At 72.6% G+C, this 13258-nt stretch carries 13 protein-coding genes; 1 reads left to right on the top strand and 12 read right to left on the bottom strand.

The window, feature by feature from the left end:
- Positions 1-48: 48 nt before the first annotated feature.
- A complete protein-coding gene (locus CCO04_RS00860; protein ID WP_252372582.1) occupies positions 49-1224 on the bottom strand; it encodes a CaiB/BaiF CoA-transferase family protein in 1176 nt (391 codons plus the stop codon).
- A gap of 82 nt (positions 1225-1306) precedes the next feature.
- Between CCO04_RS00860 and CCO04_RS00855 the strand changes: the two genes are divergently transcribed.
- Complete coding sequence (locus tag CCO04_RS00855; protein WP_215812208.1) at positions 1307-1666, top strand: thiol-disulfide oxidoreductase DCC family protein; 360 nt, start codon at positions 1307-1309, stop codon at positions 1664-1666.
- A 9-nt stretch (positions 1667-1675) separates the two neighbouring features.
- Here CCO04_RS00855 and CCO04_RS00850 read toward each other — a convergent pair whose 3' ends face one another.
- The 11 genes from CCO04_RS00850 to CCO04_RS00800 all read right to left on the bottom strand — a co-directional run bounded on the left by CCO04_RS00850 (position 1676) and on the right by CCO04_RS00800 (position 13252).
- Positions 1676-2209, bottom strand: coding sequence for a hypothetical protein (locus CCO04_RS00850; protein WP_215812207.1), 534 nt, complete (start codon positions 2207-2209; stop codon positions 1676-1678).
- On the bottom strand, positions 2209-3036 hold the full coding sequence (locus CCO04_RS00845; protein ID WP_215812206.1) for an AAA family ATPase: 828 nt from the start codon (positions 3034-3036) through the stop codon (positions 2209-2211). The genes CCO04_RS00850 and CCO04_RS00845 overlap by 1 nt, the downstream gene beginning before the upstream one ends.
- Entirely contained in the window at positions 3027-3590 is a 564-nt protein-coding gene (locus CCO04_RS00840; RefSeq protein ID WP_215812205.1) for a hypothetical protein, read from the bottom strand. Before CCO04_RS00840 ends, CCO04_RS00845 begins: the two co-directional genes overlap by 10 nt.
- Before the next feature lie 74 nt (positions 3591-3664).
- On the bottom strand, positions 3665-4909 hold the full coding sequence (locus CCO04_RS00835) for a M15 family metallopeptidase (protein ID WP_215812204.1): 1245 nt from the start codon (positions 4907-4909) through the stop codon (positions 3665-3667).
- Between the two features lie 64 nt (positions 4910-4973).
- The gene (locus tag CCO04_RS00830) at positions 4974-5537 is read right to left on the bottom strand and encodes a TetR family transcriptional regulator (RefSeq protein WP_257752973.1); all 564 of its coding nucleotides are present in this window, start codon (positions 5535-5537) and stop codon (positions 4974-4976) included.
- 74 nt (positions 5538-5611) lie between these two features.
- Complete coding sequence (locus CCO04_RS00825) at positions 5612-5806, bottom strand: ferredoxin (RefSeq protein ID WP_257752974.1); 195 nt, start codon at positions 5804-5806, stop codon at positions 5612-5614.
- Between the two features lie 4 nt (positions 5807-5810).
- Positions 5811-7310: a fatty acid desaturase gene (locus CCO04_RS30060; protein ID WP_215812202.1), complete on the bottom strand. Its 1500-nt coding sequence runs from the start codon at positions 7308-7310 to the stop codon at positions 5811-5813.
- A gap of 171 nt (positions 7311-7481) precedes the next feature.
- On the bottom strand, positions 7482-8540 hold the full coding sequence (locus CCO04_RS00815) for an ATP-grasp fold amidoligase family protein (protein ID WP_215812201.1): 1059 nt from the start codon (positions 8538-8540) through the stop codon (positions 7482-7484).
- Positions 8541-8607: 67 nt separating this feature from the next.
- Positions 8608-9978, bottom strand: coding sequence for an FAD-binding oxidoreductase (locus tag CCO04_RS00810; RefSeq protein ID WP_215812200.1), 1371 nt, complete (start codon positions 9976-9978; stop codon positions 8608-8610).
- Positions 9975-11564, bottom strand: a complete 1590-nt coding sequence (locus CCO04_RS00805) for a thiamine pyrophosphate-binding protein (protein WP_215812199.1) — start codon at positions 11562-11564, stop codon at positions 9975-9977. The genes CCO04_RS00810 and CCO04_RS00805 overlap by 4 nt, the downstream gene beginning before the upstream one ends.
- Positions 11561-13252: an amidohydrolase gene (locus CCO04_RS00800; protein WP_215812198.1), complete on the bottom strand. Its 1692-nt coding sequence runs from the start codon at positions 13250-13252 to the stop codon at positions 11561-11563. The genes CCO04_RS00805 and CCO04_RS00800 overlap by 4 nt, the downstream gene beginning before the upstream one ends.
- Positions 13253-13258 lie beyond the last annotated feature (6 nt).

Here is a 13258-nt window from a genome sequence, read left to right as displayed (position 1 = left end):
CCCCAGCCTAGGGGGCACCGGTCCAGCAGGCTCAATCCCGGGCCGTCGTCACGGCGTGATCTGCACCGCAGCCCCGCGCTCGATGAGCCCGTCGACGTCCTTGACGCCCCAGGCCTCGAGCGCCTCCCGGGTGTGCGCGCCCGCGCCCGCGGCCGGCGGGTGCGAGAGCGTGGCCCGGGTCCGGGAGAACCGCGGCGCCGGCTGCGGCTGCACGATCCCCTCGTGCTCGACGAAGATCTCGCGGCCCTTGATGTGCGGGTGGTCCTTGGCCTCGCTCATCCGCAGGATCGGCGCGACGCACGCGTCCGTACCGTCGAAGATCGCGCACCACTCGTCGCGGGTCTTCTGCCGGAAGGTGCTCGCGATGAGCTCGCGCAGCGCGTCGGTCTGGGCGAGGTCCCAGCGGTCGGGCGCGGTGTCCTTGATGCCGAGCAGCTCGATGAAGAGGTCGTAGAACTGCGGCTCCAGCGCCCCCACCGACATGTGCTCGCCGTCGGCGGTCTCGTAGATGTCGTAGTACGGCGCGCCGCCGTCGAGCAGGTTCGCGGCCCGCTCCTCCTTGAACCCGCCCCCGGCGAGGAAGGCGGACGTCATGGCGTTGAGGTTCGCCGTACCGTCGACGATCGCGGCATCCACGACCTGACCCTGACCGGACGCCTTGGCCTCGAAGACCGCCGCCAAGATCCCGATCACGAGGTACGTCGAGCCGCCCCCGAAGTCACCGACGAGGTTGGTCGGGAACTGCGGCTTGTCCTTGACCTGACCCAGCCCGTGGAGCGTCCCGGTGATCGCGACGTAGTTCATGTCGTGCCCGGCCGCCTGCGACCACGGCCCGTCCTGCCCCCACCCGGTCATCCGCCCGTAGACCAGCCGCGGGTTGCGCGCGTGGCACTCCTCGGGCCCGAACCCCAGCCGCTCGGCCACCCCGGGCCGCATGCCCTCGACCAGCACGTCCGCCTGCTCGACCAGGTCGAGCACCGTGGCGACCGCCTCGGGGTCCTTGAGGTTGAGCGCGACGCTCGGCCGCCCCCGGTTGAGCAGGTCGTGCGACCCCCCGGTGAGCATCTGCCCACCCGGCCGCTCGACCCGGATCACGTCCGCCCCGAGGTCGGCCAGGATCATGCAGGCGTGCGGGCTCGGCCCGATGCCCGCGATCTCGACCACCTTGAGCCCCTTGAGCGGACCGGTTCCCTGACCCAGCGCGAACGTCATGGGGCCGATCATGGCACGAGCGTGACAGCAATGGTGTCAAGGTTCACTACTGTCCAGTACCCGGCACGGACCCGTCCCGGCCTAGGCTGAGGACATGGCCGGCACCTGCATCTACGACGGCGACTGCGGCTTCTGCACCCAGTCCGCCCAGTGGCTGGAGCACCACGGCGACTGCGCCATCGTGCCCTGGCAGGCGCTCGACCTCGCCGCCCTCGGCCTGACCGAGGACCAGGTCACCTCCGCCGTCCAGTGGCAGGACGCCGACGGCACCGTCACCGCGTCGGGCGCCGACGCCGTCGCCCAGGCCCTGCTCACCTGCGGCCCGCCGTGGCGCTGGGCCGGGCGGGTGCTGACCTGGCGGGCGGTGCGGCCGTTCGCGGCGGTGGGCTACCGGCTGGTCGCGCGTTACCGGTACCGGCTGCCGGGGGCGACCAACGCCTGCCGGATCGGCTGAGCCCCGCCCTCAGTCGACGAGGCGCAGGCGCCCGCCCAGGTCCTCGAGCTCGCGGACCCGGAAGTTGATGCTGTGGCCGGTCCCGCCCCACGCGATGGGCGGCGCCGGCTGGAAGCCGAGCTCGCGATCGACCTGGACGCGCAGCCCGGACGTCACCAGAGCGGAGTACCCGACGCGCCACTCGCGCCGGAGCGACTTCGACCGGCAGAAGTCGACGAACTCGACGACGGCCTCGTCGATCTCCGGGGCCACCCGGTCGCGCCAGCTGCCGTCGATCTCGACCATCGAGTGCCCCCGGCGCATCGCCAGCTCGTAGCGGTCCCAGTCGATGTCGAGGGCGAGCTCCGCACGACACTCGCCGCCACGGTCGAACCCGTGCAGGAAGACGTGCGCGATCCACCGCTCGTCGAGACCGCGGCGGATGCTCGCGAGCGCACGGTCGTCGATGCCCGTGCCGCGCCGCAGGGCGGCCGCGACCTGGAACCGGAGCAGCGCCAGGCGCGGGACCGAGACGGTGAAGCTGTGGGTGTAGGTGGCCGCCATCAGTGCACCTCCAGGTGGGACTCGAGCGGTCGGCTCGCCAGCGTGGAAGCCACCTCGGCGAGCAGCGGGAAGGCGAGTCGCTCGTGGACCCGCGGGTGACTTCCGGCGCGCGCCGCATCGAGGGCAGCGGTCAGCCCGCGCTGCTGGATGGCCGGCCACACCAGCTCGTCGAGCGCGGCCGAGAGCACGTCGGCGAAGAACGCGACGGGACGATCGGGGAACAGCGCGACGAGGTCGCCGGCCGCTCCGGACAGCCCGGAGGGGTAGAACCCCGCCACGATCTCCCGCTTCTCCTCGAACGTCGGGCGCCAGGTCATCCGGCGGAAGCGGCCCGACCGGACCAGGGGTCCGTACAAGCGGGAGAAGTCGTTGCCGGTGACGATGATCGGGACGCGCGGACTGGGCCGGCCGGCGACGACCTCGGGGAAGTCGCACAGGTGCATCAGCTCACCGACGACGGTCTGCCGGTTCACCGTGTACTGGACCAGGTCGCCCCAGTCGCCGATCCCCGTGTCGACGTCGTCCACGACGACGACGGCCGCCACGGCCAGCCCCTGGAGCACCGCATCGCCCGCCTCGCGATAGGTGTCGCGCAGCAGCTCGGCAGGCCGGCCCGCGTGGGGACTCTCGAGCTGGCCGCCCGAGACGTGGAACGTGCGGATGCCGGCCTCGTGCTCCACCACCGCCTGGACGGAGAAGGTCTTGCCCTCTCCGGGCGGGCCGTCGATCCCGAGGATCAGCGGGGTCGGGCCGAGTCCGCCCACCGCGTAGTTGCGGTAGATGTGCAGCCGGACGGCGCGGGCGAGTCGTTCGGAGATCACCGCCACGACCGACCCTCCTCCCGGCGCTCGCGCATCCGCCGTTCGAGGTTCCCCAGGCGCCGCTCGGCGTCCGACACCGAGGGTTCTCCGGTGGGCTCGCTCCACTCGATCTCGCCCGGCCCGTCCACCGCGGTGGGCGCGGTGGGCGCGGTGGGCGCGGTCGGCGCGGTCGGCGCGGTCGGCGCGGTCGGCGCGGTGGTCTCGGTGGCGGCCATCAGCTCGTGGCGCCGCGCCTCGACCAGCACCGCCAGTCGCGCGACGGCCTCCGCGGCGCCGTCCGTCCCGCCTTCGCGCACGAGCACCGGCCCCTTGCGCCGCGACTCCTCGACGGCGACGCCCGGCAGGGCGCTCGTGAGCCTGCGGAGCTCCTCGACGACCGCGCTCAGATCGGGCGGGGGCACGACCGGCGTGGTCCGCTGGCGCGCTTGGTCCTCGAGCAGCCGCCGGATCTCCAGCTCGAGCTTCTGGACCCGCAGCCGCCGCTCCGGGCCGTCGAGGAAGTGCTTGAGCACCGTCCCCGCCACCCGGAGGGCTCCGAGCCCCATCGACACGTCGACCATCGGCGCTCCTCGGAACTCTCACGCACCAGTGCGTTCGAGTATTCCACCGATTGTCCAGGACTGCCAGGACTCGGTCAGCCAGGGTTGACGATCTTGTTGAGCTCGAAGTGCATCGGGTCGGTGTAGGCCCAGTCGCCGCCCCAGGCGAAGCCCCAGTACTTGAAGATCGCGACGACCTCGCGGTTCATCTGGCCCACCGTGCCGCGCTGGTTGCCCGGGACGTTGAGGTCGAGGGCCAGCCCGAACGAGTGGTTCGAGAGCTGGGTGGAGCCGGCGATGAACCGGGGGTAGTAGCAGCCGGCGTACTGGTCACGGCGGATCTCGCCCTGGAGGCCGCGGCGCACGACCTCCTGAAGGGCCGCCTTGAGCTGCGGCATCATGTACTTGTTGCAGGTGACCTGGCCGAGGATCGGCACGGTGTCGGTGACGATGTGCGAGCGGACCCAGGCCGGGTCGGGGGCGATCCGGCCGCCGCCGATGGCGGTGTAGCGGAAGACGCCGACCGCGTCGCGGAAGGCACCGACCGGGACGACGTTCTGGAACGTGTCGAGGTCGAGGCCGCGCTGGGCGACGATGTCGAGGTTGCTGATCGCGTAGGTCTTGACGCCGACCGCCTTCTCGATCTTGGCGCGGACCACCTGGGGCGAGGCGATGCCGGTGTTGATGAGGACGGCGTTGCGCGGCGGCAGGCCGAGGTCGGCGCCCCACTTGGCGTTGACGACCGCGTCGACGCCGTCGACGCCGGGGCGGGACCAGGTGCCGACGTGGATCCGCTGGTCGTCGACGGTCAGGTAGCCGTCCTTGTCGGGCGGCAGCTCCTTCTTCAGCGTCTCGAGGACGGCGACCTCGCCGCCGGCGATCCGGTCCCACTGCTCCTTGAAGCCCGCGTTGTCGCCGCCGGTGAACGGGCGGTAGCCCTCGAGGTCGACCGCGGCGATGTTGAAGAGCCGGTTCTGCATCGTGAACTGTCCGTAGGACAGCTGGGTGAACGCCGCGACGCCCTTGTCGCCGTTGACCTTGACGCCGGTGATCGCGGCGAGCTCGTCCTCGGTCAGCGTGTCCTGGGAGACGACGAGCAGGTCGTCGCCGAAGAGCGTGCCGTCGAACTCGCCCGGCGGTGCCACCGCGTGCTTCGGGTCGGCGGCGTCGGCGGCGGGCGGTTCGGTCGCCTCGGCGGAGGTCGAGGTCGAGGCGGCGGCGTCGGTGGGGTCGGTCCGGGGGGAGCCCTTCTCAGGCGTGCCGCAGGCGCTGAGCGCGAGCACGACGGACGCCGCCGACAGCCCAGCCGTCAGCGTCCTGTGGCGTCGCGCCCACCCCATGGTCCCTTCCCTGCTGCCGGTCCTCCCGGCAGTCCTCCCAGGCCCGAGGGTAGTACGCGGCGCCTCAGCGCAGGACGCGTTCTGCGATCCAGGCGATGTCGTCACCGGTCTGCGCAGGGTCGGCGGAGGGTTGCATGACGTGGCTCAGGACGAGGCGCACGACCATGTCGATGCTGGCGTCGAGGCGGTCGGCCGGCAGCGCCACGTCGTAGGCCGCGACGCGCTCGGTGATGACCTGCTTGGCCCCCTCGAGGAGGTACTCCGAGTGGGTGGTCAGCAGGGGCAGGAGCTCGGTGTCGGCGCCGTGGGTGGCCGAGACGACCGCGTGGAGCAGGGCGTTGTTCTGGGCATACTTGAGCACCCGGCGGGCCGAGTCGCGGATCGCACCGATGAGGTCGGTGGGGTTCTCGTCGAAGGACCGGGTGACGCCGGCGAGGAAGCGGTCGAGCTCGCGCATGACCATCGCCTCGGCGAGGTCGTTCTTGGTGCCGATCTCGTTGTAGACGGTCTGCCGGCTCACGCCCACGTCGTCGGCGAGCCGGGCCATGGTGACCTTGGCCCACCCGGAGTCGGTGGTGATCTGCCCGGCGGCCTCGATCAGCCGCTCGCGCAGGGGGGAGGTGACCACCTCACCGAGGGTAGCCACCTGCCCCTCTGCGACGTACGGCGCGGGTCGGCCCGCGAGGAGCGACATGGGCGCGGTCAGCCCTCGAGGGTGAGCGCGAGGACCGGGCAGGCCTGGACGGCGGCGTAGACGTGACCGCGCTCGCTCTCGGCGGGGCTGTCGTCGAGGATGACGACCTTGTCCTCGTCCTCGTCCACCTCGAAGTAGTCGTTGGCCATGGCCTCGCACATGCCGAGGCCCTCGCACTTGTCGATGTCGACGGAGATCTTCACGGCACTAGGCTCCGATCTTCTCGGGGTCGAAGGGGACGAAGTCGATCTTCTCGCGAACACCGCAGTCGGGGCAGCACCAGTCGTCCGGGATGTCGGCCCAGGCGGTGCCGGCGGCGAAGCCCTCGTGCTCGTCACCCGCGGCCACCTCGTAGACGTAGGAGCAGCCGGGGCACTTGGCCGCGAGCACCTCGCCGACGAACTTCTGGGCGAACAGGTCGTCTTTGTGGACCTCGTGGACGGCCGGCGGCGGGAACTTGGCGAGGTACTTCGCCTCCTTGCCCGGCTGGATGTTGGCCAGCGTCACGTCGCCGTCGAGGTGCGCGACGACGCGGTGGTCCATCACCCGGCGCCACAGCGGCGGGAAGAGCGCGATGGTCAGCATGCCGGCGTACCCGGTGGGCAGGGCGGGAGACTCCTTGAAGTCACGCAGGGTCTGGTAGCGCCGGGTCGGGTTGGCGTGGTGGTCGCTGTGGCGCTGCAGGTGGTAGAGGAAGATGTTGGTGACGATGTTGTTGCTGTTCCAGCTGTGCATCGGCAGCACCCGCTCGTAGCGCTGCTTCTCGCCGACCTTCTGCCGCTTCATGCCGTAGTGCTCGAGGTAGTTGATGATCTCGAGCAGCGAGAAGCCGAAGACGATGGTGATGAGCGCGTAGGGCGCGATCTGCCAGCCGTAGAGGGCGAACATGGCGCCGTACACGACGATCGACATGAGCCAGGCGTTGAGGACGTCGTTGCCGAGGTGGAACGGGTGGGTGTTCTTGCGGCGGTAGCGCTTGGCCTCGACCTCCCAGGCCGACTTGAGCGAACCACTGACGGTGCGCGGCCAGAAGGCCCAGAACGACTCACCGAGCCGGCTGGACGCCGGGTCCTCGGGCGTGGCGACGCGGACGTGGTGACCGCGGTTGTGCTCGATGTAGAAGTGGCCGTAGAACGTCGGCGCGAGGGCGATCTTGCTGAGCCAGCGCTCGACCGACTCCTTCTTGTGGCCGAGCTCGTGGGCCGTGTTGATGCCGATGCCCTGGACACCGGCGATCGAGACCGCGAGGAAGACCTTCTCGTACCAGGCCATGTCGATCGTGCGCAGCAGGTCGGCGCCGAGGTGGTCGCTCACCCAGCCGGTCGCGCCGACGAGGTCGGTGAACCAGAGCACCGGGTTGATGCCGGCGATGAGCGCGAAGCCCGCGAAGAGGATGAGGAACTGGGCCGGCATGTACATGAACACGACCCACCGGTAGTACCGGTCGTTCTCGAGCTCCTCCATCACGTCGTCCGGCGGGTTCGACGGGTCGAGGCCGAAGGCCAGGTCGAGCACCGGGATGATGACGTTGACCAGGAGCGGACCGGCGAGCAGCAGCCACACCCAGTCGGTGTAGAGCCACCCGACCACGGCCAGGATGCCCAGCCCGGGCACCATCAGGCCGAGCAGCCACAGGTAGCGCTTCTTGTCCTTCCACTCCTCGGTCGAGCCCTCGGGAACCGTTGCACCGATGGTCGGTCCGGTCATCGTCCTGCCTCCTCGCAGTCGGCCGTCGTCTGCCGTTTGACAAGACCGTAGGACTTGTAAAGGAGTTTGACAAGAGGAGCGGAGTTGTAAAGTGCTGGCCGTCACATCGCGGCGCACGTCTCCCGTCCCGCCGAGGACCTCAGCGACGCCGAGGCCGTCGACGACTGAGCCTCAGCGGTGCGCGAGCTCCCCCGGCAGCCACGGCGGGGCGTCGGTGAAGTGCAGAGCGCGCGGGCCCGGACCCCAGGCGACCCGCGGGTCGAGCCCGGCGGCGACGTCGGAGCGCATCCGGCCGCGGGCCCGCTCCCACTGCTCGCCGAGGTAGGCGTCGTGGGCGCGGACGTAGCGGTTGACATTGCCGGGCATCGGCGTGATCTCCCCGAGCAGCGCGCGGTCGCCGGTGTCGTAGAAGTCGAGCCGCACGAACGGCCGGCGCACGGCGTGGGACAGGCGCTCGGCCATCGCGACGATCTCGGCGAAGTGGTGGGGTACCGGCAGGGCCGGGTCGACCGGGGCGGTGGTGACGACCGGGCCGAGGTCGGTGCCGTCGGGGCCGAGGACGCGCATCCGGACCGCGCTGCGGTCGCGGAAGTCGGGGACGGCGAGCAGCAGCACCTGGGCGACCTCGCCGTAGAAGGCGAACACCTTGATGTCGAGCAGCAGGTCGCCCTCGGGCCGCAGCCGCTCCTCGGTGAAGTACGGCGGCGCGATCACCGGCGGGTCCAGGTGCAGCCCGGTGGGCTGGGCCAGGGTCTGCCAGCGGCCGACGGCGGCGGTGATCTCGGCCGGGTCGTCGGTGGTGACCACGCCGAGCGCAGCCGCGCCGTGGGCCGCCTTGAGGATCGCCGGCTCCGGGGCGGCGGCGAGGGCCGCGATGGTGGCCGGGTCGAGCTCGTCGAGGGTGTCCCAGCGCTGCCGCAGCTCCGGCACCGGTACGCCGTGCGACTGGGCGAAGGCGTAGGAGACCAGCTTGTTGTCGAACTGGCGGCCCTCCTCGACCCCGCCGGCGGTCCGGACGTGGCGCCACTCGCGCCAGGCGGCGGTGAGCTGGGCCTGGTGGGACGGGCCGTCGTACCGAGCCTGGAGGTCGGTGAGCTCGGCCTGGAGCCGCCGCGCGCGGGCCCGGGCGCGGCGCAGGCGCATGCGGAGCTCGTCGGGCGTCAGGTCGGGGCGCCCGTCCGGCGCCGGCGCGCGCCACACCAGGCCGGAGAGCCGGGAGGAGACTCTCATCGGGGGTGAATCTAGTGGCCGGGCGCGGCGCGCGCGGCGGGTTCGCGAGCTTGGTCGGAGGAGAGGACTAGAGGACCTTGCCCGGATTCAGCAGGCCGTCGGGGTCGAACGCATCCTTGATCCGCCGGTGCGCGGCGAGGCTCACCGGCCCGAGCTCGCGGGCGAGCCAGGACGCCTTGAGGGTGCCGATCCCGTGCTCACCGGTGATCGTCCCGCCGAGCTCGAGGCCCAGACCCATGATCTCCTCGAAGGCCTGCTGGGCCCGGGCCGCGGCGGCCGGGTCCGCCGGGTCGAAGACCACGCCGGGATGCATGTTGCCGTCGCCGGCGTGGCCGGCGCAGGTGACCAGCACGTCGTGGCGGGCGCCGATGGCGGCGACCCCCTGCACGAACCGGGCCAGGGCGCGGCGGGGCACGCACACGTCGTCGACGAGCGAGGCGCCGAGCGGCTCGTGGGCCGGGCCGACCAGCCGCCGGGCCTCGATGAGGAGGTCGGCCTCGGCGGCGTCCTCGGCGACGACGACCTCGGTCGCGTCGTACCGGGCGCACACCTCGGCGAAGGCGGCGAGGTCCGCGGCGGCGCGATCCGGGTCGTCCGAGGAGACCAGGAGCAGGGCTCCGGTACCGGCCGGGAACCCGAGGTCGCGGTAGGCCGAGACGACGGCGATGGTGGGACCGTCCATCAGCTCCAGCAGGGAGGGGCGCGCCCCGGCCGCCATGTAGGCGTCGACGACGTGGCACGCGTCGGCCACGTCGGAGAACGTCGCGGCCGCGGTCAGCGCGGGCGCCGGAGCGGGGTCGAGGGCGACGGTGATCTCGGTGATCACGCCGAGGGTCCCCTCCGAGCCGACGAAGAGGTGGGTGAGGTCGTAGCCCGCGACTCCCTTGGCGGTCCGGCGTCCGGTGCGCAGCACGGAGCCGTCCGCGAGCACCACCTCCAGCGCCCGGACCTTGTCGCCCGTGACGCCGTACTTCACGCAGCACAGGCCACCGGCGTTGGTCGCGACATTGCCGCCGATCGTCGAGGACTCCCACGACGCCGGGTCGGGTGCGTAGAACAGGCCCTGCTCGGCGACCACGCGGGACAGCTCGGCGTTGACCACCCCCGGCTGGACGACGGCGATCCGCTCCCCGGCGTCGACCTCGACGATCCGGGCCATCCGGGTCAGGCTGAGCAGGATGCAGCCGTCGACGGCGTTGGCGCCACCGGACAGGCCGGTCCGGGCGCCCTGCGGGACCACCGGTACGCCATACCGCCCGGCGATGCGCAGCGTGGCGACGACGTCGGCGGTGCTCCGGGCCCGGACCAGGGCGGCGGGGACCCCGGCCGGGCAGAAGTGCGCCTCGTCGCGGGCGTTCGTGGCGAGCACGTCGGCATCGGTCACGACGACGCCGGCGCCCAGCTCGGCCGTCAGCGCGGCGCGGAGCTCGGCGCTCACAGCGGCACGTGGATCAGGTGGACGCCGCCCGCCGCGATCGCCGCCGCCACGGCGGAGCCGAGCCCGGCGACCTCGGACCGGCTGCCGTGCGCGCCGAATGCGGTGGCGAGGGCCGGCCAGTCCGGCTGGGTCAGCTCCACCCCGATCGGCGCGATGCCGCGGTCGAGCTCGTTCTGCCGGATCTCGCCGTAGCCGCCGTTGTCGACGCACACCACGACCAGGTCGAGACGCTGCTCGACCGCGGTCACCAGCTCCTGCACCGAGAACATCAGCGCCCCGTCGCCGACGAGGCAGACCACGGGTCGGTCCGGGGCACCGACCCGGGCACCGATCGCGGCGGGCAGACCGTAGCCGAGCGTCGCGTAGGTCGCCATGTAGAGGAAGCCGCCGGGCCGGTCCACCTGGACCGCGCTGGTCGCCGCGAGGTAGGTGATCTGCGAGGAGTCGCCGGCGACGATCGCGTGCGCGGGCAGACCGGCGGCGACCGCGTCGGCCACCGCCATCAGCTCGGGCGAGAGCGCGGTCGCCTCGGCCCGGAGCAGGGGGAGCAGGTCGGCCACCACCTCGGCACCGGCCGGACGGGCCGCGCGCGGCCGGTCCTCCAGCGCCGCCAGCAGCTGAGGTACGACGGCGCGCGCGTCGCCGAGCAGGCCGATGTCGCAGCGCAGGTTGGCGCGCAGCTGGCGCTCCTCCAGGTCGACGCGGATCACCGTGCCGGCCGGCGTGAGCGGCTCGAACCAGGTCTCGGCCTCGCCCACCTTGGACCCGACGACGAGCAGCACGTCCGCCTCCGCGACGAGCTTGCGGGCGCCGGCCAGGCGCAGCTCGGCGCCGAGGGCGAGCGGGTGGGTCTCGGGCAGCACGCCCTTGCCGTTGAGCGAGGTGAGGACGGGCGCGTCCACCGCCTCGGCGAGCCGGACGACGTCGGCCGCCGTCGGCACGGCGCCACCGCCGACCACGATCACCGGTGCGGCGGCACCCGCGAGCGCCACCGCGGCCGCGGTCACCTGGTCCGGCTCGGCCGGGCGCGGCTCGCGGGCGGGCCGCGGGACGAGCAGCTCGGCCGGGCAGTCCGAGGGCCCCTCCAGCACGTCGAGCGGGATCTCGATGTGGACCGGGCGGGGTCGCTCGTTGCGGAACAGGTCGAAGGCGTCGTGCACCGCCTGCACCGCCTCCGTGCCCGAGCCCACCCGGCGCGACCAGGCCACGACGGCACCAGAGGCGCCGGTGGGGTCCTTGGTCTCGTGCAGCGCCCCTCGGTCCGCGCCCTCGCGGCCCCGGGGTGCGCCCGGCGAGAGGATCAGCAGCGGACGGGACTCGGCGTACGCGGTCCCGGCGGCGGACAGGGCATTGAGCAGACCCGGCCCCGAGGTGGTGATGACGACCCCCGGCTGCCCGGTCTGCTGGGCCCAGCCGTCCGCGGCGTACCCGGCACCCTGCTCGTGACGCGTGGTCACCGCGCGGAAGCCGAGCGGCGCCAGCGGCCGGTACAGCTCCAGGTTGTGGGTGCCGGGGATGCCGAAGACCGTGTCCACGCCGTAGGCGCGCACGAGGGCCATCACGTCGTGGCCGACGGCGGCGCTCACGCCGACACCGCTTCCCGGGCGGCGACGTGCTGGGCCGCGCCGTCGATCCAGGTCTCGCGGACCTCGATGGCCGCGATCGTCTCGGGCGCCACGCGCAGCGGGTCGTCGGAGAGAACGGCGAAGTCGGCGCGCTTGCCGACGGCGAGCGAGCCGAGCTCGTCCTCGCGGCCCAGCGCGCGGGCACCGTTGATCGTGTGCCCGGCGAGCGCCTGCGCGGCGGTGATCCGCAGGCTGTCGTCGCCGAGGCGGTGGCCGAGCCGGGTGACCCTGGTGACGGCGACCTGGATCGCCTCCAGCGGCCGGGGCTCGGCGACCGGAGCGTCGGACGACAGCGTGACCGGGACGCCGGCCGAGACGAACTCGCCGAGCGGGTTGAACCTCTCGCCCGGGGTGCCGATCGCGGCCGTCACGCCCTCCCCCCAGTTGTAGTAGTGCTGGGGTTGGTTGACCGGCATGATGCCGGCCGCGGCCATCCGCTCGACCTGGGCCGGGGTGGGCAGCCCGCAGTGCTCGATCCGGTGCCGGGCGTCGGCGTCCGGGCGCTCGGCCTGGGCCGCCTCGATCGCGCCGATCACCATCTCCAGCGCGGTCGGCGACTGGGCGTGGGTCGCGGTCTGCAGACCCACCGCGTGCGCCCGGCTGATCAGCGCCGCGTAGGCCGCCGGCTCGTGGTAGAGCTGGCCCGTCCGGCAGGGGTCGCCGACGTACCCGTCGGGGAAGTACGCCGTCCACCCGCCCAGCGTGCCGTCGGCGTAGAACTTGAAGCCGGCGAAGCTCAGGTGGGCATTGCCGAAGGCACCGTGCATGCCGATCTCGATGCCCTCCTCCAGCAGGTGGGACAGGAAGTACATCGAGACCCGCAGGGTCAGGTCGCCGTCCTCGGCCAGGCGCAGGTACATGTCGAACTCACGCCGCGAGACCTGGGCGTCGCCGATCGTGGTGACCCCGCCCTCGAGGAACCGGCGCTGCGCGGCGCGGAGCTGGCGCAGGTGCTCCTCGGGCGCGTCGCCGAGGTGGAAGTTGGGGCCGTGGTGGCCGACCTTGACGCCGTGCACGCCAGTGAGGATGTTGCACGCCGCGTCCGACAGCTCGCCGGTGAGCTCGCCGTCGGCGTCCCGGAAGAACTCGCCGCCGGCCGGGTTCGGGGTCTCCCGGGTGACGCCTGCCTCCTGGAGCGTGAAGGTGTTGACGACGCCGCCGTGGCCCGAGGCGTTCATCAGGTACACCTCGCGGTCCTCGGCGACCTGGTCGAGCTCGCGCCGGGTCGGGTGCCGGCCCTCGACCAGGTTGCGGTGCTCGTAGCCGTAGCCCCGCACCGGGAGACCGGCCGGCAGCGCCGCGGCCGCCGCCTGGAGCAGCGCGACGATCTCGGGGATGCTGCCGGCCCGGTCCGGTCCACAGTCGACCCACGACATCATCTGGCCGTACATCAGCGGGTGCGCGTGCGGGTCGACGAAGCCGGGGACGACGACCGCGTCGCCGAGGTCGCGGGTGGCGACGTCGGGGTGGCCGCGGCGCACGGCCTCGGCCCGGCACTCCGCCTCGTCGCCGACCGCAACGATGCGCCCGCTCAGGAGCAGCATCGCCTGCGCGGACGGCCGCGCCTCGTCGAGGGTGTGGATGGTCTCGGCGAGCACCAGCAGCGGAGCGTCGTCGATCGGGGCGTCGAAGGTCTGGAGCTTCCTCATGGTCCT

It is taken from the genome of Pimelobacter sp. 30-1 (assembly GCF_018831735.1).
Taxonomy (GTDB): Bacteria; Actinomycetota; Actinomycetes; order Propionibacteriales; family Nocardioidaceae; genus Nocardioides.
Note: the sequence above shows the minus strand (reverse complement) of the source record. Positions and strands in the feature narration are given on the sequence as shown.

Bases quoted from the DNA above. Each gene is read 5' to 3' on its own strand.
- CCO04_RS00860 (WP_252372582.1), bottom strand. From the start codon at position 1,224: ATGATCGGCCCCATGACGTTCGCGCTGGGTCAGGGAACCGGTCCGCTC.
- CCO04_RS00855 (WP_215812208.1), top strand. From the start codon at position 1,307: ATGGCCGGCACCTGCATCTACGACGGCGACTGCGGCTTCTGCACCCAG.
- CCO04_RS00850 (WP_215812207.1), bottom strand. From the start codon at position 2,209: ATGGCGGCCACCTACACCCACAGCTTCACCGTCTCGGTCCCGCGCCTG.
- CCO04_RS00840 (WP_215812205.1), bottom strand. From the start codon at position 3,590: ATGGTCGACGTGTCGATGGGGCTCGGAGCCCTCCGGGTGGCGGGGACG.
- CCO04_RS00835 (WP_215812204.1), bottom strand. From the start codon at position 4,909: ATGGGGTGGGCGCGACGCCACAGGACGCTGACGGCTGGGCTGTCGGCG.
- CCO04_RS30060 (WP_215812202.1), bottom strand. From the start codon at position 7,310: ATGACCGGACCGACCATCGGTGCAACGGTTCCCGAGGGCTCGACCGAG.
- CCO04_RS00815 (WP_215812201.1), bottom strand. From the start codon at position 8,540: ATGAGAGTCTCCTCCCGGCTCTCCGGCCTGGTGTGGCGCGCGCCGGCG.
- CCO04_RS00800 (WP_215812198.1), bottom strand. From the start codon at position 13,252: ATGAGGAAGCTCCAGACCTTCGACGCCCCGATCGACGACGCTCCGCTG.